Raw genomic sequence first — 22,363 nt, 5'->3', positions numbered from 1 at the left:
TCTACTTGTATGGTTCAATTCCCATTGTTAACCGCTATTTCCTTTACCAATTAAAAGAGTAAGGTGAAGCCCGTGATGAGTGATTATGCAGATATTCTATACGACCCCAGATCTCATACTCATGATAGTTGCATTAAAGAAGTTCCGAACTGCGATATGGTGGTGCTAATTATCGGCTCTAGATTTGGAGGAACTGGCGTTCCATCTGTACTTGAAAATTTTGATTTTGAACACTTAAAGAGCATATCGTCAAAGGCGGATCTTTTAGAGTTCAAAGACAAACTCTCAATTACTCAGCTAGAGATTTTAAAAGCGGCGGAACAATCCATACCTGTTTATTCATTGTCATAGCATCCCGTACTTGCTAAATTCGGGCTCGAAGCCCATTCGACTGTTCGAGTTAAAATCGGGTCGGAGAAGCATCCAGACTTGTTAACGATATCAAGTATCTGGCATGCATCGGATTACTTCTCCGGTAACTAGTTGCCGCTAGCTACGGGCTTCACCTTACTCTTTTAATTGGTAAAGGAACTAGCGGTTAACAATGGAAATTGAACCATACAAGCAAGTCCATGTGACGCTGAACTTCCCCCGACAAACGACGCCGGGCAGTGCGTTATGTGCTAAACAAACATCATCATCGCGAGAATATTTAATGGAAGTGGTGCTAAGTAAAATTCTCGATTCACGAACATCAGCTTCAGATTTCGATGATGCGCTGTGGTTGAAGTGCCTAACTTCCGAAGGAAGTATAATTATCTTTTGGGGAAGCCCTGAGAATGGGAAACGAAATATTGATTCTCTTAAAAGTCAGAACTTCCCTGTATGTGTTTCTATAGAATCTCCAGAATATTGCATACCTGATAGTTATGTAAAAAGGCAATACAATGCTTCATACAGTGTTCCAGAACATGTATGGATTCAGGTCAATCCGGAAATATGAATGTCTACCATTCAAGTTGGGTGTTGCTCCGCTCCACCCAACCTACATTCTGACTAACTCTTTTTACCATCCTTCAAATACAAACCAATCAGCGCCATAACATAACCCGCAATTGCGCCGGTCTGCAGCCAATACGGCAGGGTAGATTGGCCAGGCTCCAGCACCGATGCCAGTGCATCCGACACATTCACCGCACTTAACCCTAATACCGTTAATGCCAGCACAATAATGGCGCTTAATGCGACGTCACGATGTTTAGAGGCAGCATGAAACAGCGCCACATACGCGCACACGGCGAACGAAATAATTTTATCCTGATAAGCAAAAAACGGTGTGTCGTAATAAACAAATAACACCGGCCATTTGATGCCAAAAAAGTGGGCAATCGCCATACATACGAAATAGGCCGCACCGGATAAAAAGGCGATTCGGGTAATAGCAGAGTTAGTTGCTGAGTTCATAACAGGCTCCATAAAACGGGATTCAAAGATGTTGTTAACAAGCTTTATTTTCCTTATCTGGCGAATCGTCATAAGTGACCCAAAAGCCATAAATCGATAATATTGGGCCATTCGGTCGATTTCGCGGAAGTCATACGTATGAGCAGCTCAACAGCTACAAATACCACTGCTGGTAGCACCCAGGTTGCCATTCTGGCGTTTGAAGGCATCAGCCCGTTTCACCTGTCGGTGCCGTGTATGGTGTTTAACGAAGCGGCCCGGGCGGCGGGTATCGATAGCTTCCGGGTACAGGTATGCAGCGAGCAGGGGGCGGCAATCAACGCTGCTACCGGTTTTCAGATTCAGCCACAATTTGGCCTTGAGGCCATCGAGCAGGCGGATGTGGTGATTATTCCAAGCTGGACCTCCGCCGCAGAATCTCCTTCACCAGCACTGCTGCAGGCGTTGCAGCAAGCGCACCAAAACGGCGCTCAGATTGTTGGATTGTGCATCGGTGCCTATGTGCTGGCCTACGCCGGTTTGCTGGATGACCATCAGGCGACCACACACTGGGCCTATGTTGATGATTTTCAGCAACGGTTTCCCCGGGTCGAATTACAGCCGGATGTTCTTTATCTGCAGCAGGGCAATCTGGTGACCTCGGCCGGAACTGCCGCCGCCATTGATTGTTGCTTACAACTGATCCGTGATTCTCATGGCGGTGAGCTGGCTAACCGGGTGGCGCGGATGATGGTGGTGGCGCCACACCGCAGTGGTGGTCAGGCGCAGTTTATTGAGCTGCCATTGCCGCAACAAATCCGCGATCAGAAGCTGGCGGAATTGCTCGACGATGTGCGCGCCAATCTGGCAGGGCATTATTCGATTGATACGTTAGCTGAACGATTAGCCATGAGCCGCCGAACTTTTACCCGGCATTTTCAGGCACTCACTGGTCAGAGTTTTGGTGAGTGGTTATTGCAGCAACGGCTGCGTTATTGTCAGCAGTTGCTGGAGAGTTCGGCGTTAACCATTGAGTTAATCGCCGAACGTTGTGGCTTTAATTCGGTGGTGACGCTGCGCCATCATTTTCGCCAGCAATTTAAAGTATCACCGGGGCAATGGCGCAAAGCGTTTAAAGTGGGTTAACGAAATAAGTCTGGGGTAATAACGCGTCGATTAATGCTTCATTAATGGTTGGATTCGCATCCTTCAGGCGACGTAGTTCCATCTCGCGTTTATCTTTGGCGTTGGTTTTCAGGTCGGCAAGGGAGGTGTTGATTTCAGTCTTTTTGCCCTGAATGTCCAGTGTCAGTTTCAGATTGCCGTCATGCAGTTTTACCGTCAGTAACTGGCCCGTCTGAGCGGCAATCCGCATATTCATACTTGCCAGCTGCCAGCCACTGCCAAGCGGCTTTAACTGAATGGTATCCACCTTGGTATTGTGAAGAATGGCGAATTTGCCACCCAGTAATGCGGAATAAACCGTGCCGCTGCTGCGACTGCGCATTTCGGCGTTGCGATCAAAATGCGCCAGAATTAAACGGTTAAGCTGCACCCGCTGAAAAATAATATTCTGATAACGCGTTTCTCCCTGACGACGCGCAACCGAAAAAATTGGATTGCTGTCATTATTCCTGGCCAGATTCAGACGGTTGCGTTCAACCGCGTGAATGGCGCCGAATTTTTTATCGTCATCGCTCAAACCGGCAAGGTTGCTCAGACGTTTATCGTCCTGCGCGTTACAGTTTTCAATCGTCAGACTTTCGCGCACGGTGAAATAACTGCGGCGTGGTAAACGCACCGAACGGTAGCGGGTTTTATGTTCATCACAGGCCGATACGTCGCTGTGTTGCTGGCTGAGCGCATTCAGTTCACTGCGTTTGGCGTTGCGTAAGCGGTTGTACTGCTCGGAATTCGGCAGGTTGCTGCTGGCGACATTAATCGCAATCTGAGCAATCAGGCGGGCATTGTCGGCGTTGAGAGCCACGTTTGGCTGTTGCGCAAGATCCACCATTTGGGGCGCTTTCACTTCGCTGGTTAATGGTTTTACCGGCGCTGGTCGTGGTGCAACGGCCGGGCCGCCGGAACTGAGTTTACAACCGGGTAATAACACCAGGCTGCTGAGGATCAGACTCAGGGGAATAATGTGTTTCATGGAGCGGGCCTCTGGTAACAATAAGGCCAGTATATGGATGGACCCGACCGCCAGCGTGTCCATAATTGCTGACGATATCGGTCGATGGCTGTTGGCGATGCTTGTTAGCGCTTAACCAGCGGTTCTGTCTCGGGCCAAGCACCGTTATACTGGCTGCCAATTACAAACAGCACACAGAAGTAACGCGGATAGTTTTATGACCGAACAAGGTAAAACGGCTGAGAAGCACAGTAAGCCGAATCACAATTTCCTCACCAACCTGGCGTTTAACATCGTTATTCCAACCCTGATTCTGACCAAGGCCAGTGGCGACGATATGCTCGGCCCAACTCTGGGGGTGATCTGTGCATTGATCTTTCCACTGGCGTTTGGTGTTTGGGATCTGCGCGGTTCCGGTAAGGTAAACGTGTTTTCTATTCTTGGTGTTGTCAGCGTATTACTGACCGGTGGTATCAGCCTGCTGAAATTACCGCCGGAATACATCGCCATTAAAGAAGCCCTGATTCCCGGCCTGATTGGTATCGGTGTATTGCTGACGCTAAACACCAAATACTCGCTGATTCGCCTGATTATTCTCAATGAAGAAATTCTCGACGTCGCACGCCTGAAGCAACTGGTGGCTGAACGTGGTCAGCAAGAGATGTTCGACCGCAGCTTAAACGTGGCCAACAAAATTGTTGCTGCGTCTTTCTTCCTGTCGTCGGCGCTGAACTACGGCTTAGCCCGTTATATCGTGACCAGCCCGGCCGGTACGCCGGAATACAACGAACAGCTGGGTACCATGACGGCGCTGAGCTATCCGGTGATTGTACTGCCAAGCATGGTGCTGCTGGGTGCTGCGATCTGGTACCTGTTTAAGCACATTAAAGCGGCGACAGGTCAGGGTCTTGAAGACTTTATGTATCAATAATTGCGGCGTAGCTGAATGATGACCACGGTTAAATACGTCGCTATTGGTGTTCGCTTGTTTGCTATCGCGCTGGCGGTGAGTGCCATTAAAAATTCGTATTATTTTATTCAGGCAGTGATTGAACGGTTCGAAGGTTTTGATCACTGGCCTTCGCTGTTTATAACCAGTGTGGTTTTGCCGGTGGTGATTGCTGCTTTGCTTTGGCGCTTTCCGCTGCTGGTGTCTAAAAACATCGTTAAAGACGAACTGGATAATGAGATCAATCCGTTAACGGTGCAGAGCTTTGTGCAACTGATGGTGGCAGGTATAGGGTTTTACTTCCTGTTTGAGGCCATATCGGATGTGATTTATTACCTCAGCCTGCTTGTGCTGTCGAGTAATCCGTTTGATCCAGATGCCGCCTTGTATATGAACAGCGACACCAAAGCCAATATGGCGGCAACGGTGATTGAGCTGTTTCTCAGCGCGTTTATCTTGTTCAAATGTCGTAGCATTTCCGTTTGGATGATGCGTATCGCGCGCTGAGTTCAGCCCTCTATTACAAACGACTTTCCTACCGCGACCGGGTTCCCTGGTCGCTCGATTGGCGTGGTTTTACCTCTGTTTAAATGAATCGCGCAATTATGTCGTTGGTAAAAAACAATTAACCATTCTCCTCCAGCCATAGCGCATACAAGATGTCTGCGAAATCACTTTCAGAAATGTTTTTTACAACGAGATCAACCAATGTGTCGGCAAGTTTTTCTTCGTCTAGCGTGAGTTCGTAGTCGTTAAGTGATAGATATTCCAAGCAAACGGCTAAAGCTGTTCGTTTGTTGCCATCAGAAAATGAATGGCTGGCGGCAATAGCAGCAACATATTTCGATGCTATTTCAAAAACATCATCCAGTCCTTCATATATGATGGCATTATCGATGCGAGCAAGTGCACCTTCGAGCTTGCTTCTGTCAGCTGAGCCTTTGAGGCCTTTGCCGTTTTCTAAGATATAGCGGTTTATTTCAATAACCCGGGAAGGAGGAAACTGAATAACATCCATTACATATCTGCCAGCCGGTCAAATGTCTTCTTGTGGGACCTGAGAGCGAGCTTTGTTTCACTTTTAATTATTTGCTTGCCCTCTACACCCGACAGATCAAGTTTTTTGGATGCTTTGATGTGCGGACGCTTTTCAGCTTTTGGTAAGCCATGTTCGGTACGTGTCATAGGAGTCAGCCAGTGAATGGATTATCCGGAATATTCAAGCACGGAAAACACAAAAAAGCCCGCTTAACCTTCATTAAGCGGGCTTTCGAAATAAGTGGTAGCTATGGGCAGACTTGAACTGCCGACCCCAGCATTATGAATGCTGTGCTCTAACCAGCTGAGCTACATAGCCACTTCACACCGAGAAGGAGGTAGATGACCTTGCCGTCTCAAGTGGCGCGTATTATGCCACGATCTTTTGTCTCGTCAACACTTTTTTCACTAAGTTTTTCAAAGAGTTATGCAACGCTCATAGCACTGCCCGAAAGCCCCGGCAGCAGACACAAAAAAGGCCGTATCTTCAAACAGATACGGCCTTTTTCACAGCAGTGATGCTTAGTTAACGACCTGAATCTGGAACGACTTCTTCAGGGTGATGGTTTCACCACGGTAGTCGCCCGTCAGGGTGGCATCCAGAATCACTGGCTGAGCGGTGGACGACGCGGTCACTTTACCCGTGGTTGGGTTAACCACAGCTTCCATGGTGCTGGTCCAGCTAACGGTAATGCCCGCCAGGTCTTTGCTGATTTCCGCGCCGCTTTGAGGCAGGAACATGTCTTTGTTCACTTTCTGGCGGTTAGCGTTAACCCCCAGAATACGCGCCAGGCTCAGTTCGTTTTTCGCCTGAACCAGCGGGTTACCAAAGCGGTTGCCGAAGTTAAAGGTTTGTACCACTTCGCCGGTTTTATCCAGAATCAGCGCCTGGTCGTTTTGCAGCAGCAGTTGCTGTGCTTCCGATACCGGACCGAAGGTTTCCAGTAACTCGATGGAGCCGCTCAGGCGGTACAGCCACAGTTTGTTGTCTGTGGTCAGTGCGGCCAGGTTTTCGCGGTTAGGCGAAACGGCGATGTGAGCAATCGGCGCCGTCAGTTCCATGCTCTGGCTAACGCTTGGGCTGTTGGTTTTGCTGCTGTCGATGATGTGCAGTTTCTTGGCGTTGTTGCCGCTGCCACCTTCAATCGCCGCAATTTGCTGGTGCTTATCGAAGAAGAACGCTTGCTTCACCTGAGTCAGTTCGGTCTGGCCTGCTGCTGGTGCCGCTAACCAACCCGCTTGGGTCATGGTGGTGGTGTTCACCAGGCTCAAGCCGCGGTTTTCGTTGGTGCTGACCAGAACCAGGCTGCCGTCAGCGCTGAGGCTGATGTGGTTAATATCCACAGAGTCGGCAAATGGCGCGTAGGCGTTGCCCATTTGCTCCAGGTTTTCCATATTCAGGCGGAACAAACGCTTATTGGTCGCCGCCATCAGCACTTCTTCATTGGCGGAAATCGCCAGATGCTTAAAGGCGTCGTTCAGGCAGCTGGCATCGGTGCCCGGTGCCGGACCGGTTGGAGTCGGTACCGTTGGCGTTGTTGGTGGCGGAACGTAACCGGTTGCACCGGCAAATGCATCAAAGCGACGCTCGTCATCGCTGTTATCTGCTGGTAGTTGTTTCACTACAGCCGGTTGGCTGTTGGCTAACAACACGTCCATGCTGGCGCTGCTCAGTTTGTTTGCCGTTTTGCTTTGCAGCTGAACTTTGTGCAGGCCGTCGTTACCGGTTGCGCCGGTATCACACGCCTGGTTGCGGTCTTCGTCGACCGTCAGGAAGCTGCTGTTCACCAGGTAAACCGATTGGGTGTTGTACGCCGGTTTTACCAGAGTGATGTTGTCGAACTGACGGGTGGTGACCGGAACCGTAACCGGTGGCGTGGTTGGCTGGCCGCCACCACCAACGTTGGAGGCACCGGATTCGCCGTCGTGGTCGTCATCATCGTCGTCGTCATCATCGTCGTCATCCAATGCCGACAATGGTTGATTCAGTTGTTTCAGCAGTGCATCGCTGATGGTCTTCTGGCCCGCTGTTGCCGGTGCGTTAGCCGCTGCATTCTGGCTGCTGATCGCATTGGCGCTGGCGGCAGTCAGCTGGTCGTTGCTCCATACCGTCAGTTCTTTTTTGGTCGCCGCAACAATGATGTCCTGCTGCTCGGCAATACCGGTGGTTTCGAAGCGGGTCAGGGTGTCGTTCAGGATACCCACGCTGACGTTTGGCGCCGGACACTGCACGGCAGCCTGCTCGCGCTGGATAGTTACATCAAACGACTTGTTGATCACCATGGCATCAACCACTGCGGCCACAACGCAATACGGGTTAAGGTCGGTGATGCTGGCTAGGGCGCGATCGATGCTGGTCTGAATCTGGTTACCCTGGGTGCTTGGTCCTTGCTGGAACAAGTAACGGGAGAAATCCAGATCCGGGAATTTGGCGTTGAGGTAAGTTGTCGCCTGGGTCAGACGCTCTTGCTGTTCGCTGTCAGCCTGTGCCGGAATATTCGGATTAAACAGCAATTCGTTGGCGATCAGGGTAGTGAATGGTGACACGATCTGAGCACCATCCGGAGCCGTCATAAAGCCGCTGCGATTCGCCGCAGAACTGGCAGAAACCGAGTTGCCCGGAGTCAAAAACGGACCGTTTTTTCCTTCCTGTGCCAGAGAGGCATTTTTGTGAATTTCGAAGCTTTCACAGCTGGCATTGAGGTTCCAGTCGGAACAGCGATTCACACTGGCTGGAGTGGCAGACGAACTGCTGCTGCCACCGCCGCCACAACCACTGAGAATGGCCAGCGAAATTGCTGAAGCCAACAGAGCCGGGCGTCGCATCAGGGCAGGTGCGTGGGAGGGGTTTTTAGGCGTCATGACTACTTCTTTTTTGGTTTTCCCGAGGAATGTTGCACATCACGTTATTCATCTGACCGGATTGAACAGGATTTTAGGTTGCCCGTTTTCCGTAAAAACCTAGTGATTTACTGGGTTTTTTGGATTGAATAAACGATCAGTTATAAAAGCTGACCGCTATGTTAGTTTGAATTAACTATCAATTGCAAACGTTTGTCATTTAGATTACGATCCGCGCCCGAATCTCATTAACAACTGTTGCTTAGCATATTAAGTGTGGACACGCAGGTGTATGTAGCGCGAAAAAAAACGCCTTCAGAACATTGCCAGAACAACAATCAGCGCGACCTGACTTGTCCGGAAAATTGGAAGTACATCATGAAGAATCACGCGTTCCTGCCGCGTAAGATCGCCCTCGCGATCAGCGTGGCCAGCTTAGTCGCTTGTAGTGGTGACCAGGGCTCCAGCGGCTCCTCGCCTAACGTTGATAACGGCGGCCCAACACAGCCAACTCCGGTCAATCAGGTTGCCGTTCGCGGCCAGGTCATCGACGGTTATCTGAGCAATGCTTTTGTCTGTATCGATAACAACGATAACTTCGTTTGTGACGCTGCCGGTGAATACCGCACAACCACCAATGCTGAAGGTCGTTTTGAACTGACGGTTCCTGCCGGTCAGTCAGTGGATAAATTACTGGCGCAAATCGTGCCGGGTCAGACCGTAGATATGGATAACCCGCAACAGGCATTAACCAAGCAGAGCGTATTACTGCCGGTTAACGTTAAAAGCGGTGATAACGCCAGCAACTTAGTAACGCCATTCACCACTGTGATTGGTGCACTGGCGAAAGAAAGCGGCGAAACCGTTGACGTGGTTGCTGCTAAGCTGGCTGAGAAGTGGGCGCTGCAGGATGATTTCTACTCGGTTGACTATGTTGCCGCCAACAGCAGCAACAAGGATGCCCCGGTTCGTGCCGCTGCACGAGAGATTCAGCAAAAATGGGAAGAAGTGATTGCCAAGCAGGCAAGCGATAACGCCGGTGCTTCCTGGAGCCAGATTCTGGCCAGCAGTACCACCGCATTTGCTTCTGATGATGTACAACAGGATCTGGACAACGACGTTCAGGTGGTTGTTCGCCCGGCCGCTGCGGTTCTAACCATTGATGATGCCGCAAATACTCTGGATTGGGCGTTTGTTGCCGGTTTCGATCAGCCGCAACATTACGAATACTCGGTGAATAATGGCGCCAGCTTCCAGGCGGTGAGCGCTAAACCGGTTGCGCTGGAAAATCTGGCGTACGCCACCGGCCAGGTTCAGTTACGTGTCCGCGCCAGTGTTGTTAACAATAACCCGGTGGGTGTGGCTGCGAAAAACGCCTCGGCTTTAACCCGCATTATTGATGACATCGCAGCGCCGAAGAATCTGCTAGTTAACGATACTCAGGATACCCTCGACTGGGATAACGTCAGTGGTTACAGCAATCTCAGCGATTATGAATACCGCATTACTTCCGGTAGCCAGCAGCGTGATTGGCAGGCGGTTAACGTTAAGCCATTAGTAATTGGCGATTTCGATGTGGCGGTTAACGCCATCGAAATTCGCGTTAAAGCGGTTGCGTCAAAGAACCTGGCAGGCCAGGTTGCAAGTAACCCTCAGGCGTTTAAGGCAGTTGTGCGTAACATCGCTGCACCAACCAACCTAGTTGTTGATGACGTTGCTAATACGCTGGACTGGCAATTTGTGAATGGTTTCACCAGTGCTGCTGACTATGAATACCACACGGGTAATGGCCAATGGCAAACCGTTAATGCCAAGCCATTGCAGGTGGGTGACGTTGCTATTTCTGCCGGTGCGTTACAGCTGCGTGTTAAAGCCAACGCCGGTCAGATTGCCGGTGCCAGCGCCAGTAACGGTGCCGCGTTTAACACGGTAATTCGCAATGTGGCAGCACCACAGACAGTGTCTGATGACTCAGCTAACACCTTTACCTGGCAGTTGGTGAATGGCTACGGCCAGATCAGCGATTATGAAATCAGCATTGATTCTGCGGCCTGGCGCACGGCGACGGCTGCAGATCGTTCTATTGCTATCGGCAATGAAAAGCGTGATGCGGGTTACGTTCGTGTTCGCGTGAAAGCCATTGCTGGTTTGCGCGAAGCGGGTGCAATTGCTGCCAGTGCAGCCTTTAAGAAAAATGCCACTGCAGCTCCGGCACCAACCAATCCTGTGGTTGATGATGTGGCCAATACCTTCGATTGGACCTTTGCCAATGGCTTCACCGACGCTGGCGATTACCAATATCGCATTGGTAACGGCGCGTGGATGACTGCGACAGCCAAGCCTGTTCAGGTGGGCGATGTGGCCATTGCCGCTGGTGGTGTGGAATTACGTGTGGCTGCGGTTGCGGGTGAGTGGCTGGCCAGTCCGGTAATCACCAACGCCGATGCCTTTACGATTGTCGTGACGGATATTGCGGCGCCTCAGGTGAGTGGTGATGACACTGCCAATACCTTCAGCTGGAGCTTTGTTGCTGGTTACAGCAACGTATCCGACTATGAAATCCGCATTAACGATGGCAGCTGGGTCGTTGCTACTGACGCACAGCGCACCATTGCTATTGGTGATGTAGATCGTGATGCGGGTTATATCGAAGTGCGTGTTAAAGCCGTTGCGGGTGTTCGTAATGCTGGTGCCATCGCTAAAAGCCCGGCCTTTAAGAAAACCCTGGTTGTTGCCCCTGCACCAACCAACCTGGTTGTTAACGATGCGGTGAATACCCTGAACTGGACCTTCGTCAGCGATTACTCCAAGGTATCGGATTACCAGTACCGCATTAATTCCGGCCGCTGGCAGCCAGTGACGACCAAGCCGATTCAGGTGGGTGATGTTGCTATTGCTGTGGGTGATTTTGAGCTGCGTATTGCACCGATTGCCAACGAACGTCTGGCAGGCCAGATTGCCAAGAATACCGAAGCATTTGCGGAAGTGATTCGCGGTATTGCTGCACCTGTGCCAACGTCTGATGACGATGCTGACAGCTTCAGCTGGGCGCTGGTAAATGGCTACGCAAATATCAGTGACTACGAGATTAAAGTGGGCGCGGCTGATTGGCGGGTAGCAACCAATGCAGATCGCAATATCAATGTTGGTGATGTTGATCAGGCCGCGGATTATATTCAGGTTCGTGTTGCTGCTGTTGACGGTATTCGTGAAGCAGGTGCGATTGCTAAAAGTGCCGAATTCAAAAAAGCGCTGGTATCCGCTGCTGCACCAACAGGGTTAGTTTTTGATGATGCTGCTGACACTCTGGACTGGAGTTATGTTGCTGGTTTCACCAACACCTCCGATTATGAATATCGTATTACCTCGGGCAGTCAGCAAAGTGACTGGCAAACCATTGGCGCCAAGCCGCTGGTGGTGGGTGACTTTGATATTGACGCGAATGCTATTGAAATCCGGGTAACTGCGGTTGCTGACGTTCGTCTGGCTGGCCAGGTTGCACAAAGCCCTCAGGCATTTAAAGCGGTTATCCGCAATATTGCAGCGCCAACCAATCTGTTGGTGAGCGACGTTGCCAATACGCTGGACTGGTCCCATGTAGCAGGTTACACCAATGTTGCTGATTATGAATTCCACACCGGTGACGGTAACTGGCAAGTTGCCTCTGCTAAACCTATTGAAGTGGGTGATGTGGCCATTGCCTCCGGTGCTCTGCAGTTACGTGTCAAAGCCGCAACCGGTCGTGAAGCGGGTGCAACCGCCAGTAACCCAACCGCGTTCGCGAAAGTAATTACCGATATCGCAGCGCCGGCAACCACGTCCGACGATGCTGCCGATACCTTTAGCTGGAGCTTTGTTTCCGGTTACGAAAGTATCAGCGCTTACGAAATTAAAATTGGCAGCGCCGACTGGCGTGTTGCAACTGACAGCGATAAATCTGTCAATGTCGGTGATGAAAACCGCACCGCAGGTTATGTACAGGTACGTGTTGCCGCAGTAACCGGTATTAACGAAGCCGGTGCTATTGCGCAAAGCCCTGAGTTTACGCAGGTGGTTATTGTTGCCGCACCAACCAATCTGGTAGTTGAAGACGATGACGATACGCTGAGTTGGAAAAATATTGCTGGCTTCGATAATGCTGCTGATTACCAGTATGCATTGGTTGTTGCTGGCGAAACTCAGGCATGGCAAAACGCCACTGCAAAACCAATTCAGCTGTCTGATGATTTTATCGGTACGGTAAAGCTGCGTGTAACGGGTGATCAGAACGAAGTGGCTGAATCGACTGCATTTACCAAAACCGAGTTTGTGAAATTAAACGCAGATGGCAAGCGTTTATTATCTACAGCAACTGATTTTGTCTGTATTAAAGATAATAAATTTTCAGGTGGTATGTACTGGCAGAAGTCGGATGGTCGAGATATTCCTTTCCGTAGTGATAACGCTGCAACAAAAACGCTAGAGAGCGAAGTTGCCCGTACCAATGCTGCCGATTTATGTGGCTATTCTGATTGGCAGCCTGCTTCTATTGCTGAAATGCAGGCACTGGCGAGTTACACCTACTATGACTCGGGTTTTCGTGAGCATTACAATCATTGGGGGAGAGGCAAATACTTTAACTTTATGGTTAAGGGCTCAAATAGTCGCTACTGGAGTCGCGATATCGCTGTGAATGGTGAATCCTCGGATGAAACCAAGCGTCGCACCGGTTATATCGGCTTATCCTCCTTTAGCACTGATGCTTCGACACTGAGTTCAATTAATTACGTATTATTGTCTCGTGTTCCGGTTGTTGGTGTGAGCTTCGTTAATAAAATAAAACAAGCCAATACTGATATCACTACGGAACAAAGCACATTGCCAGGCTGGCAGGAAAACGCCCGCAACCACAAGGCTAAGAGCGAAACTGAATTTACTGCAGCAGCCGACGAAAATGCGTTGACTACTCTTAAAGCGACTCTGCTAGCGCGCATTGCTGAAAACAATCAGCGAAAGAATACGCTGAACACAAATATCGAGCGTTTCGAAGCGCTGTTAACTCAGTTCAACGCTGACGTTAATACACTGGTAAGTAACCCTGATAACCGTGTAAATGATGCTGAACGTGCAGAATTCAATGCTGAGCTGACTAAATTTAACGCGGCGTTAACAGCTTATAAAGCAGCACAAAACAGCGACCTGACTGATGCGGTTAGTACCATTACTGCGCTAGAGGCCAAGGTATCTGCTGTTCTTGATGAACTTGCGATCGCAACTCAGCTGGCGACTGATACTTCTGCCGCTGGTACGCAACTGACTACTGCAACAACCCAGGCTGGCGATATTGCCACGGCACAACAAGCGGTTGTAAATACGCCAAGCGATGCGCCATTGGCAGAAGCTCTGTACCTGGCAGCGCGTAGCGGTTTATCTGAAATTTATAATGTGCAAAAAACACTGGCCGATCTGAAAACACGTCGTCAGGGGTTGGTCGATTTGGTTACTGAGTTGATCGACGGTGCATTTGGTAGCAATTTGATTACGTCTTACCAGAATCAGTTGAGTGCATTGGATCAACAAATCATTGCACTAGAAAACTGGGTTACGACTCAGGCACCGTTAACCAATACAGCGATTGATAATGCCTTTGCAAATGGCTACACCGTATCAGTGGCCGCGGCGACTGTTGTTTCCGGAACTGTAAACTTTGCCAAGCTTGACGATAAAGGTCGATATATTCCGGCAAATACTACTTATACCCAAGGGTATCGTTGCGCTCAGAATGTAACGGCACAGCAAGATCTGGCTGCATCAAATGCGGTTGTATGGCGAGTGCTGGCTGATGGCCGTGCTGGATCTGTTGATCAAATGACCTTTGCTCAAGCTGAAGCACGAGTGACGGAAGCCAATAATAATAATTGGTGCGGTAAGTCCAACTGGGCATTGCCAACGCTGGAACAGGTTCAATCTCTGAACACATATGATAATCCAGATGATTTTTTAATCGCGAAAAGTATCGATACACGAGTTTTTGAAAATCATTTTAAAGGCTTTAGTTCTGGTGTTGATGGTCTGAAACGTCAATGGTATTGGAGTTCAACACGTCCGACTGACAATGAAGCGACTGAGCGACAGGTTTATAGCTATCGCCCGCCTTCTGGTGGTGAAAGTATCATGAACCTCTCAATTGCTGATAATGATTACCGAGTGTTTGCACGTTTGTTAAGCCACACGGCGCCAGATGGAGATGGCTCTGGAGATGGCTCTGGAGATGGCTCTGGAGATGGCTCTGGAGATGGCTCTGGAGATGGCTCTGGAGATGGCTCTGGAGATGGCTCTGGAGATGGCTCTGGAGATGGCTCTGGAGATGGCGGTGACTCTCGCTTTAAGCGCCTTGGTAAGGATGGAGCTGTTGTTACATTAGCTAGTGAAACATATTGTATTCGCGACTCACAAACCGGTCATATTTGGACAACGCATGTTGCAATTCCCAATAAAGATGAGCATGGAGAGCCAGGTTTTGATGAATACTGCGGCCTTGGCAGCTGGGCGTTACCAACTGTTTCTCAAATGCAGGGATTATATGCTGAACCGTTGTTATCCGGTTTGCATTCTGACCGGATAGCGGATGGAAACTATTGGACCAATGCTGAAACGAAAGAGCCTGGCTGCTCTTTCCGGTGTCGCAGTGTGGTAACTATCATTACACCAGCAGGAACCACTCAGGATGTTGATCCTGATCCATGGGGAGCTACAGGCGAACAGTATAAAAAATACATTCATATCGGTAGCCCTGACTAATTAATAAATACGATAAGGACGCGGCGCATGGCTTTTAGCCATGCGCCTGTTTGTCGTTATAACTCAGGCTAATTAGTAATAAATTAAACAGGAAATAATGATGAAAAAATCAGTCTCAATAAAAAGTGTAAAAAAGCAACTCGGTGTTACCGCCGTTGAATATGCCATTCTGGCAGCTGCACTGGCGGGCACATTATTTGTGGCTGTGGGACCGGGCGGCCCATTGCAGGATGCACTAAACACGTCGTTTGAAAAAGTGAAAGAAACCATCACTGAAGGCAGTGAATAAATCAAATCTTTATCTGGTACGGAAAATCTGTCAGTACAGGTTTGATGCTGTCTCTTTTGTAACGACACCTTTTATATTGATTTTTGCGGGTATGATCGCGATATGAAGTCTTCCTGGCTGCTATATGCCGGTATTGCGCTGGCACTGAGTGGGGTATTGCTCAGTTTAAATTCTTCCGACAAAGGCACGTCCGTTGCAGAGGATGAAAAAATACTGGTGATTAATCAGGCCTATCAGGATGGCCAGTTAATCAGCTCTGATGCGCTGTATTGGCGAACGCTGACAGAAGACGAGCAACAGCAGCAGGAGCAACACGCTCACTGGTGGCTGGCCCAGTCGGAACAACAGCAACAGGAAATCGAGCAGCAGTTAGTTGGCAGTGCATTGCGTCAGCCACTAAATAACGACGATGCTCTGGATAAACGCCTGTTGGTATCACCGGACGACAGTGGTTTTCTGGCATTAACCGTACGACCGGGCATGCGAGCGGTATCGGTGAATATCAAGCTGGCTTATTTAAGTTCCGGCCTGGTTTCTCCCGGCGATGTGGTTGATCTGATTATTACTACCCAGGCGCAGCAGGTGCGTGCTTCCAGTGATTCGGTGCCGAGTAAACGTGATTTCCGTACCTGGCGCAGTGCGGTTGCAGCATCCGGTTTGCGGGTGCTGGCGATTAACCGTTTTTCCAGTCAGAACTACGAAGCCGATCAGTTAAATAACAATAAGCGTCGTCGTGATCGCGATGCCGTTGTTACGTTTGAAGCAACACCACAACAAGCGGTGCGTGTACCTCTGGCATTACAAATGGCTGCAAATGGCGGCTCATTATCCATCAGCCTGCGTAACCCTAACGATAGCGGTGTAAGCAGCGCTGGCAGCGGAGCCAGCGATTTATTCCCGGAAACAAAAGACAGCGGCCTGGATGAAAACACCTTCCTGATTCGTGGCGAACAACGTGAGGTGTCTGGTGGTTTATAAGCAGTTACACCAAAAAATGTATTCAGCCGTTAGCGTATTTGTTCTGTTAATGGGTTTACTCGGATTGTCTTCAATAACGCAGGCTGCAGGGAAACCGCTGGCACTGAATGTCGGGAAGGGTGAATTAATCCGGTTAAATGGCGACGCCAAAACGGTATTTATTTCTGATTCTTCGGTGGCTAACTACCAGTTACCGGCGAGTCGTTCGTTATTTGTTTTTGCAAAAAAGCCAGGCGTTACCGAAATATTTGTACTCGACAGTAAGCAGCGCACCATTTACCAGCGTCAGATCGAAGTACGTCACAACCTGGAACAATTAAACAGCCAGTTGCAACAAGAGTTATCTGATCAGGGAAAAAATCAGGTAAACGCCAGCGCCCAGGGTAACAATATTCTGTTAACTGGCCTGGTGGATTCCAGCCTGACGATTGAAGCCGCGGTGGCCATGGCCAAGGGCTTTGTTGCTGAAAACGGTGAGGTGATAAACCGCATTAAAGTCGATATGGCGAAGCAGGTGAATATTCGTCTGCGTATTGCTGAAGTTAAACGCGAAGTGGGCCACCAGTTGGGTATTCGCTGGGGAACCTTAATTAATGGCAGCATCGCGTTTGATCGTCGATTGGTGACACTCAGCACCCGCGAACTGGATTTCGGTCAGGATCCGCTATCCGGTGTCTTGCAGGCGATGGCAAATGAAGGTTTAGCAAAAGTGTTAGCGGAGCCAAATCTGACTGCACTCAGCGGTGAAACCGCTCATTTCCATGCTGGTGGTGAATACCCTTATGCGATTCCTCTGCCTCAATTGGATACCTACAGTATCGATTTCCGCGAATTTGGTATCAAACTCGATATGCAGCCAACCGTTTTGGAAGGCAACCGTATCCGTTTAAAAGTACGTCCGGAGGTTTCTAATTTATCCACGGAAGTACAGGTTGAAGGGCGTAATTTGCAGTTACCGTCACTGCAGGTGCGCAGTGCGGAAAGCACCATCGAGCTGCAGTCGGGTGAAAGTTTTGCTTTGGCTGGATTAATTCAGGCAAATGATGTCAGCACCATTAACAAACTGCCGTTTCTTGGTGATATTCCGGTGTTGGGCGCCTTGTTCCGCAGTCAGGAATTCCGTCGAGAAGAAACGGAACTGGTCATTATCGTAAGTGCTTATGCCGTTGAGCCACAGCAGGCCAATGAATTTGTGCTTCCTGGCGAAGGGTTAAAAGCCAATTCTTTGTTCGAACAAATGTTGTGGGGCAAAAGCCATAAAAACGCGACAGGAAAAACGACAGACAGCACCATTCGTCTATGGGGTAACCCGGATTTTATTTATTAATTGATGTGCCGTTTTATTGGATAACCGCATGATGATGTTTACTAAAAAAATTATGTCCCAGTGTCTGATTACTCTGGCTCTGGTGTTGCAATTGTTACTGCCGTTGTTTGCTCAGGCAGAGCTGCGCCACTCCGGTAGTGGTGTAGAGGTTCAGCAACAATCGTTTGTATGGCCGTTACAAAAAACAGAATTGAACCAGTTTCTGATGTCGCAACAACAACTTCAGGAATTTTCGCTAATGCTGATTCCGTTAAAAGGGTTTGACGGTGATAGTCGAAAAGTTATTGCTGAGCTGAAACGCGCAGGCATCAAGGATTCACAATTGCAGCTGCGTTATGACTTAAAGCCAGGCAAAAAATTAGCGGCTAAGAAGAATCAGGCAGACAACGAGCGCCTGCTTGAAGTACGCATTGAGTGGTTTATGGCCAAGATCCGCGTGTGCAGAGCCGATCACTTCGGCTGCGCTAACCGTAATAATTTGATGCAGATGGCCAACCCGAAACAATTAGTGATTGCTCCGCCAGCGGATAAATCACTGGACGGAATTTCTGCACTTAAAGCGCTGGAAGTCAGTCGTGAAAACCAGCCGTTGGAACGTCGTACCACGACCGGCAGTACCATTGGAAATTAATATGACCCAGCAACTACACGGTTTTGTAAACAGCAAGCAGGAAGAACAGACTCTGACACAAGCCGCGCTGGCTTGTGCGGCCCTTGAGCTGACCATTATTCCTGTTAGCCAGGCGACGAATAAATCGGCCAGCGCATTAAGCCGGGCGATTGAATATTATCGCAGCTACAGCTCACCGGAATTATTAATTGTTGATATCAGTGATCCGGTTAATTCCTCAGACCCGATTGAGGGTCTGGCACAGTTGGCTGAAGTCTGTCAGGCCAGTACCCGGGTTTTATTGTTGGGCCAACGCGATGATCTGGGGTTTTATCGCCAGCTGATGTCGCTGGGCGTTGATGATTATCTGGTGTTACCGGTTGATGAAGTGCAATTGCGGGCACAATTACGTCGTCTGAGTGAACCTCACAGTCGCTTTCATGATGATCAAGCGCATAACGATGGCTATAACGGCGTTCATAACAGTGTGCGGGAAAGCGATACACTGCGCCCGGCTGCACCGCGTGGCCGTAATATGGTGATTACCGCGACCCATTCCGGAATTGGTTGCAGTTTAATTGCCGCGCTGGTTGCTGGTAAGCTGAGTCGTGACCCAGGCATGCATTTAGCTCTGCTGGATCTCGACAGCGCGGGCAGTCTCGATATTTATTTAAACAGTCCGGCGAATGCAGCATTTGCCAGTTTATTGGCTGACCCGGATGCAGCGGATGATTTATTGGTCCAGCGGGCTGGCAGTGAACTACATTCTCGTTTGACCTTGTTCAGCTCTGTGGTGGACGTTAACGCCGCCGGAAAGCAAAACCAGTTATTACAGAAATCAGGCGTTATTAATGCGCTAACCGTCAAGCTTGCTCCACAATTCAGTGCTTTGTGCTGGGATTTGCCTGCAGCGCATAACACCACACCAATGGCGCTGGAGCTGTTAAAAAATGCCGATCATATTGTCCTGGTGACACACCCACATCCATCGGCTGCACGTGAATTAAAGCGATTGCAGGATTTTTATCAGCAGCATGGTTTATTAAACAAAGTACACCTGCTGGTAAACCAGCCTTATAACGCTGCCGCTGTAACGGTTGAGGATATGGCGGCAATTAATCCGTTTACTAAAACACCACTGAGCGCACTGGATCATGATAAGTCTGCCTTAAAGCAATTGATGGCAGACATACCGAATATTGATCAAAGCCGTTTAAGCAAACAGGTGAATCGTTTTATTGACGACTGGTTGGCGTTAACACCGTCTGTGCAACGTGAATCCGGCATTCTGCAACGCTTATTAAACCGGGGTAGCTGATGTTTGGTCGTCGTTCTGATTCGTCACCCGGCAAAGCCGCAACCGCAGCCACTACAGAAAACGTGGGCGTTAAAGAGGGCGCATCTGTTGGTGCACGCGAAGCCGATTTAAATAGCACTCCAGAATCTGCAAGCGCTGTTGATGGAGCAAACAGTGTCAATGCGGCAAACACTGTTAATACAATTGGCCAGCTAATGGCCGCTGATAAAAATACTTCTGTTGCGGCAGCGCCAACGGCCGCCATGTCGCCGTTATTAAACGAATTGCGTTTATTATTGCTGGAGCGCCTCGATGCCTCCGTGGTACTGAGATTAAATCGTGCGGCATTACGGGCACGTATTATTCGTGAATCGGGTGAATTAGCCAGTCAGCGAAAATTGCCGTTAACCGCACAGGATCAGCAACAGCTGGCCGATGCTTTGCTCGATGACATGTTGGGCTTAGGACCGATTCAGGCATTATTAGATGACCCGACGGTTGCCGATGTTCTGGTGAATGGTCCGTTTCAGGTTTACGTTGAACGTCGCGGTAAATTACAGCCAGCCGGTGTGCAGTTTCACGATGAAGCCCATGTAAAACACGTGGCCCGTCGTATTGCTGCGGCTATTGGTCGTCGTATCGATGAAAGTAATCCGATGGTGGATGCACGTTTAGAAGACGGCAGCCGGGTAAATATTATTATCCCGCCGCTGGCACTGGACGGCACCAGTATTTCGATTCGTAAATTTAATCGTGACGGTTTTGATTTAGACCATCTGGTAAGCCTGGGGTCGATGACTGCGGAAATGGCGCAGCTGTTAAAAATTGCTACGGCATCGCGCGCGAATATTCTGATTTCCGGTGGAACCGGTGCGGGTAAAACTTCGTTACTCAATGCGTTATCACGTCATATTGGTGGCGACGAGCGTATTGTAACCATTGAAGACGCAGCCGAACTGGCATTACAACAACCTCATGTGGTGCGACTGGAAACCCGTCCACCGTCGCTCGAAGGTGGTGGTGGTATTAATCAACAGCAATTATTGGTTAATGCGCTGCGGATGCGCCCGGATCGTATTGTTTTGGGTGAGGTTCGTTCCAACGAAGCGTTCGATATGATGCAGGCGATGAACACCGGCCACGATGGTTCAATGTCAACGTTGCACGCCAACAGCCCGGGTGATGCTCTTATTCGTCTGGAGAATTTATTATTGATGCAGCAGGCGAATGTGCCATTGGTGGCGATTCGCCGTCAGATGGTCAGTGCACTGGATATGATTGTTCAGGTGAATCGTGATCGCGATGGTGTCCGCCGGGTAACCGCCATTGTTGAAGTAATCGGTATCGAAGGGGATACCGTCACATTGCAAACCTTATGGCAATACAAAAGTAACGATAATAATCCGCAGGAAACTCCGAGTTATCAGCATCAGAATCTGCGTCCGGCATTAATGGAGCGTGCCCGTACCATGGGACTGGGTGACGAATTACAGGCTCTGGTTAATCGCTTATCCAGCAACAGTAGCGGTTTTAATACCCAGCCATCCGGAGAAAACTTCGGATGAGTTTTTTCAACTGGGTCAGTAACAGCCCCTGGTTATTATCGCTGGCCGGTATGGCATTGCTGGTGATGTATTATCGTCAGTTTCAGGCACAGCAGCAGCGTCAGCAGCGCTTACGGGATATTCAGCAACTGGATACGTCAGGTGATAGTGCCGGCGCACAGATTGCCGGTTCCGGGCAAAGTACTGCGTCGTTGTTATCTCTGGCAGGCCAGAATCAGGCAGACCCGTTTGCCGATAATCAGGATTTATCGGCATTCAGTTTTATTGCCGCACCTTTGCGGGGCCTTTATCGTCAGTTGGAAAAATACCGTCCGGCTGCGGCTTCGCGCCTGAATCATTATTTTCAGGGAAAATTATTGCAGCTGCAGTTAATTCTGCCACCACAGCAACGCAGTTTATCGCAGTGGTTGCAACGCCAGTGGCTAACGTCAATTGCTATGGCGCTACCGCTATTTTTATTGGTCTGGGTAAAACTGCCAACAGAATTTATGCTGGTTAAATTAATCACTGCGGTTGTGATGGGTTTTTTCTCAGCACTGATTATTTTGTTCTGGCGTTTACAGCGTCGTTTGCAACAGAGTATGCAGGCTTGTGAGCAGGCATTACCGCAAGCGCTGGAGCAATTGGCACGTGCCGTTTCTGCCGGTATGGGTATTCATCAGGCTTTGTCTCAGGTGGTCGCACAATTATCATCGGCGGCGGATGTTGATGCTGCCATTGACGATGATTCGCTGGGTCGGATTATTCTTGCCCGTGAACTGGAGTGGTTGCTGTCGCGATTACGAATCGGTGATCCACCTGAGCAGGTCATTGAGTTAGCCGGGCTACGTTTGCCGCTGATCAGCTACCGGTTTTTTGGCATGACGTTATTACTGAATCTGCAAACCGGTGGTCGTCTGGCTCAGGTATTGGCGCGCCAGAGTGCGCAATTAAAAGAAGCTCAGCGGGCCAAACATAAACTGGATGCGCTGACCAGTGAACCTCGTTTATCGGCTAACGTGGTTGCTGCCATTCCTATTCTGATGTTGTCTGCGCTGGCCTGGCTGAATCCGGGCCACCTGGAGTTTTTACTCGACGATGCCAGTGGTCAGCAATTGCTGGCTTATAGCCTGGGCAGCATTGCATTTGGCTTATTTCTGATTCGCTTAATGGTGATTGGAGGTGGCCGCTGA

At 49.6% G+C, this 22,363-nt stretch carries 18 protein-coding genes and 1 tRNA gene; 13 read left to right on the top strand and 6 right to left on the bottom strand.

Translation table 11 applies throughout. The features are described from left to right. The first annotated feature begins 75 nt into the window (after positions 1–75). The gene (locus tag ACOQOZ_RS07705) at positions 76–351 is read left to right on the top strand and encodes a DUF4062 domain-containing protein (RefSeq protein ID WP_420591695.1); all 276 of its coding nucleotides are present in this window, start codon (positions 76–78) and stop codon (positions 349–351) included. A 193-nt stretch (positions 352–544) separates the two neighbouring features. Beyond that, positions 545–943: a hypothetical protein gene (locus ACOQOZ_RS07700; RefSeq protein ID WP_420591694.1), complete on the top strand. Its 399-nt coding sequence runs from the start codon at positions 545–547 to the stop codon at positions 941–943. Positions 944–996: 53 nt separating this feature from the next. Here ACOQOZ_RS07700 and ACOQOZ_RS07695 read toward each other — a convergent pair whose 3' ends face one another. After that, a complete protein-coding gene (locus ACOQOZ_RS07695) occupies positions 997–1,404 on the bottom strand; it encodes a hypothetical protein (protein ID WP_420591693.1) in 408 nt (135 codons plus the stop codon). Positions 1,405–1,542: 138 nt separating this feature from the next. Here ACOQOZ_RS07695 and ACOQOZ_RS07690 point away from each other — a divergent pair, with 138 nt between their 5' ends. Further along, on the top strand, positions 1,543–2,529 hold the full coding sequence (locus ACOQOZ_RS07690; protein ID WP_420591692.1) for a GlxA family transcriptional regulator: 987 nt from the start codon (positions 1,543–1,545) through the stop codon (positions 2,527–2,529). On the opposite strand, the gene ACOQOZ_RS07685 is transcribed toward ACOQOZ_RS07690, so the two are convergent. After that, complete coding sequence (locus ACOQOZ_RS07685) at positions 2,516–3,538, bottom strand: hypothetical protein (RefSeq protein ID WP_420591691.1); 1,023 nt, start codon at positions 3,536–3,538, stop codon at positions 2,516–2,518. The genes ACOQOZ_RS07690 and ACOQOZ_RS07685 overlap by 14 nt on opposite strands. A gap of 196 nt (positions 3,539–3,734) precedes the next feature. On the opposite strand from ACOQOZ_RS07685, the gene ACOQOZ_RS07680 reads away from it, so the two are divergent. Both ACOQOZ_RS07680 and ACOQOZ_RS07675 read left to right on the top strand, forming a co-directional pair. After that, positions 3,735–4,448: a VC0807 family protein gene (locus ACOQOZ_RS07680; protein WP_420591690.1), complete on the top strand. Its 714-nt coding sequence runs from the start codon at positions 3,735–3,737 to the stop codon at positions 4,446–4,448. Positions 4,449–4,463: 15 nt separating this feature from the next. Continuing rightward, positions 4,464–4,973, top strand: a complete 510-nt coding sequence (locus ACOQOZ_RS07675) for a hypothetical protein (RefSeq protein WP_420591689.1) — start codon at positions 4,464–4,466, stop codon at positions 4,971–4,973. 118 nt (positions 4,974–5,091) lie between these two features. Here the strand turns inward: ACOQOZ_RS07675 and ACOQOZ_RS07670 are convergent, their stop codons facing one another. The 4 genes from ACOQOZ_RS07670 to ACOQOZ_RS07655 form a co-directional block, all read right to left on the bottom strand. After that, entirely contained in the window at positions 5,092–5,484 is a 393-nt protein-coding gene (locus tag ACOQOZ_RS07670; RefSeq protein WP_420591688.1) for a type II toxin-antitoxin system death-on-curing family toxin, read from the bottom strand. Then, a complete protein-coding gene (locus ACOQOZ_RS07665; protein ID WP_420591687.1) occupies positions 5,484–5,651 on the bottom strand; it encodes a hypothetical protein in 168 nt (55 codons plus the stop codon). Before ACOQOZ_RS07665 ends, ACOQOZ_RS07670 begins: the two co-directional genes overlap by 1 nt. A 95-nt stretch (positions 5,652–5,746) precedes the next feature. Then, positions 5,747–5,823: transfer RNA gene (locus ACOQOZ_RS07660), tRNA-Met, on the bottom strand. 203 nt (positions 5,824–6,026) lie between these two features. Then, complete coding sequence (locus ACOQOZ_RS07655; RefSeq protein WP_420591686.1) at positions 6,027–8,366, bottom strand: hypothetical protein; 2,340 nt, start codon at positions 8,364–8,366, stop codon at positions 6,027–6,029. Positions 8,367–8,723: 357 nt separating this feature from the next. Here ACOQOZ_RS07655 and ACOQOZ_RS07650 point away from each other — a divergent pair, with 357 nt between their 5' ends. From ACOQOZ_RS07650 to ACOQOZ_RS07615, 8 genes are all read left to right on the top strand, one after another. Continuing rightward, positions 8,724–15,125, top strand: coding sequence for a hypothetical protein (locus tag ACOQOZ_RS07650; RefSeq protein WP_420591685.1), 6,402 nt, complete (start codon positions 8,724–8,726; stop codon positions 15,123–15,125). Between the two features lie 97 nt (positions 15,126–15,222). Beyond that, entirely contained in the window at positions 15,223–15,414 is a 192-nt protein-coding gene (locus ACOQOZ_RS07645; protein WP_420591684.1) for a Flp family type IVb pilin, read from the top strand. Between the two features lie 102 nt (positions 15,415–15,516). After that, a complete protein-coding gene (gene cpaB / locus ACOQOZ_RS07640; RefSeq protein ID WP_420591683.1) occupies positions 15,517–16,392 on the top strand; it encodes a Flp pilus assembly protein CpaB in 876 nt (291 codons plus the stop codon). A gap of 16 nt (positions 16,393–16,408) precedes the next feature. Continuing rightward, a complete protein-coding gene (locus ACOQOZ_RS07635; protein ID WP_420591682.1) occupies positions 16,409–17,719 on the top strand; it encodes a type II and III secretion system protein family protein in 1,311 nt (436 codons plus the stop codon). 28 nt (positions 17,720–17,747) lie between these two features. Next, on the top strand, positions 17,748–18,350 hold the full coding sequence (locus ACOQOZ_RS07630; RefSeq protein WP_420591681.1) for a hypothetical protein: 603 nt from the start codon (positions 17,748–17,750) through the stop codon (positions 18,348–18,350). Next, on the top strand, positions 18,295–19,647 hold the full coding sequence (locus ACOQOZ_RS07625) for an AAA family ATPase (RefSeq protein ID WP_420591680.1): 1,353 nt from the start codon (positions 18,295–18,297) through the stop codon (positions 19,645–19,647). The genes ACOQOZ_RS07630 and ACOQOZ_RS07625 overlap by 56 nt, the downstream gene beginning before the upstream one ends. Then, positions 19,647–21,191 carry a CpaF family protein gene (locus ACOQOZ_RS07620; RefSeq protein WP_420591679.1) on the top strand — a complete coding sequence of 515 codons (1,545 nt, stop codon included), beginning with the start codon at positions 19,647–19,649 and terminating at the stop codon, positions 21,189–21,191. The genes ACOQOZ_RS07625 and ACOQOZ_RS07620 overlap by 1 nt, the downstream gene beginning before the upstream one ends. Further along, a complete protein-coding gene (locus ACOQOZ_RS07615; protein ID WP_420591678.1) occupies positions 21,188–22,363 on the top strand; it encodes a type II secretion system F family protein in 1,176 nt (391 codons plus the stop codon). Before ACOQOZ_RS07620 ends, ACOQOZ_RS07615 begins: the two co-directional genes overlap by 4 nt.

Source organism: Bacterioplanoides sp., assembly GCF_965219715.1.
In the GTDB taxonomy this organism is placed as follows: Bacteria; Pseudomonadota; Gammaproteobacteria; order Pseudomonadales; family Oceanobacteraceae; genus Bacterioplanoides.
Note: the sequence above shows the minus strand (reverse complement) of the source record. Positions and strands in the feature narration are given on the sequence as shown.

Excerpts from the sequence above, each read along its gene's own strand:
- ACOQOZ_RS07705 (WP_420591695.1), top strand. The coding sequence starts at position 76 with ATGAGTGATTATGCAGATATTCTATACGACCCCAGATCTCATACTCAT.
- ACOQOZ_RS07700 (WP_420591694.1), top strand. The coding sequence starts at position 545 with ATGGAAATTGAACCATACAAGCAAGTCCATGTGACGCTGAACTTCCCC.
- ACOQOZ_RS07695 (WP_420591693.1), bottom strand. The coding sequence starts at position 1,404 with ATGAACTCAGCAACTAACTCTGCTATTACCCGAATCGCCTTTTTATCC.
- ACOQOZ_RS07690 (WP_420591692.1), top strand. The coding sequence starts at position 1,543 with ATGAGCAGCTCAACAGCTACAAATACCACTGCTGGTAGCACCCAGGTT.
- ACOQOZ_RS07685 (WP_420591691.1), bottom strand. The coding sequence starts at position 3,538 with ATGAAACACATTATTCCCCTGAGTCTGATCCTCAGCAGCCTGGTGTTA.
- ACOQOZ_RS07680 (WP_420591690.1), top strand. The coding sequence starts at position 3,735 with ATGACCGAACAAGGTAAAACGGCTGAGAAGCACAGTAAGCCGAATCAC.
- ACOQOZ_RS07675 (WP_420591689.1), top strand. The coding sequence starts at position 4,464 with ATGATGACCACGGTTAAATACGTCGCTATTGGTGTTCGCTTGTTTGCT.
- ACOQOZ_RS07670 (WP_420591688.1), bottom strand. The coding sequence starts at position 5,484 with ATGGATGTTATTCAGTTTCCTCCTTCCCGGGTTATTGAAATAAACCGC.
- ACOQOZ_RS07665 (WP_420591687.1), bottom strand. The coding sequence starts at position 5,651 with ATGACACGTACCGAACATGGCTTACCAAAAGCTGAAAAGCGTCCGCAC.
- ACOQOZ_RS07655 (WP_420591686.1), bottom strand. The coding sequence starts at position 8,366 with ATGACGCCTAAAAACCCCTCCCACGCACCTGCCCTGATGCGACGCCCG.
- ACOQOZ_RS07650 (WP_420591685.1), top strand. The coding sequence starts at position 8,724 with ATGAAGAATCACGCGTTCCTGCCGCGTAAGATCGCCCTCGCGATCAGC.
- ACOQOZ_RS07645 (WP_420591684.1), top strand. The coding sequence starts at position 15,223 with ATGATGAAAAAATCAGTCTCAATAAAAAGTGTAAAAAAGCAACTCGGT.
- cpaB (WP_420591683.1), top strand. The coding sequence starts at position 15,517 with ATGAAGTCTTCCTGGCTGCTATATGCCGGTATTGCGCTGGCACTGAGT.
- ACOQOZ_RS07635 (WP_420591682.1), top strand. The coding sequence starts at position 16,409 with ATGTATTCAGCCGTTAGCGTATTTGTTCTGTTAATGGGTTTACTCGGA.
- ACOQOZ_RS07630 (WP_420591681.1), top strand. The coding sequence starts at position 17,748 with ATGATGATGTTTACTAAAAAAATTATGTCCCAGTGTCTGATTACTCTG.
- ACOQOZ_RS07620 (WP_420591679.1), top strand. The coding sequence starts at position 19,647 with ATGTTTGGTCGTCGTTCTGATTCGTCACCCGGCAAAGCCGCAACCGCA.
- ACOQOZ_RS07615 (WP_420591678.1), top strand. The coding sequence starts at position 21,188 with ATGAGTTTTTTCAACTGGGTCAGTAACAGCCCCTGGTTATTATCGCTG.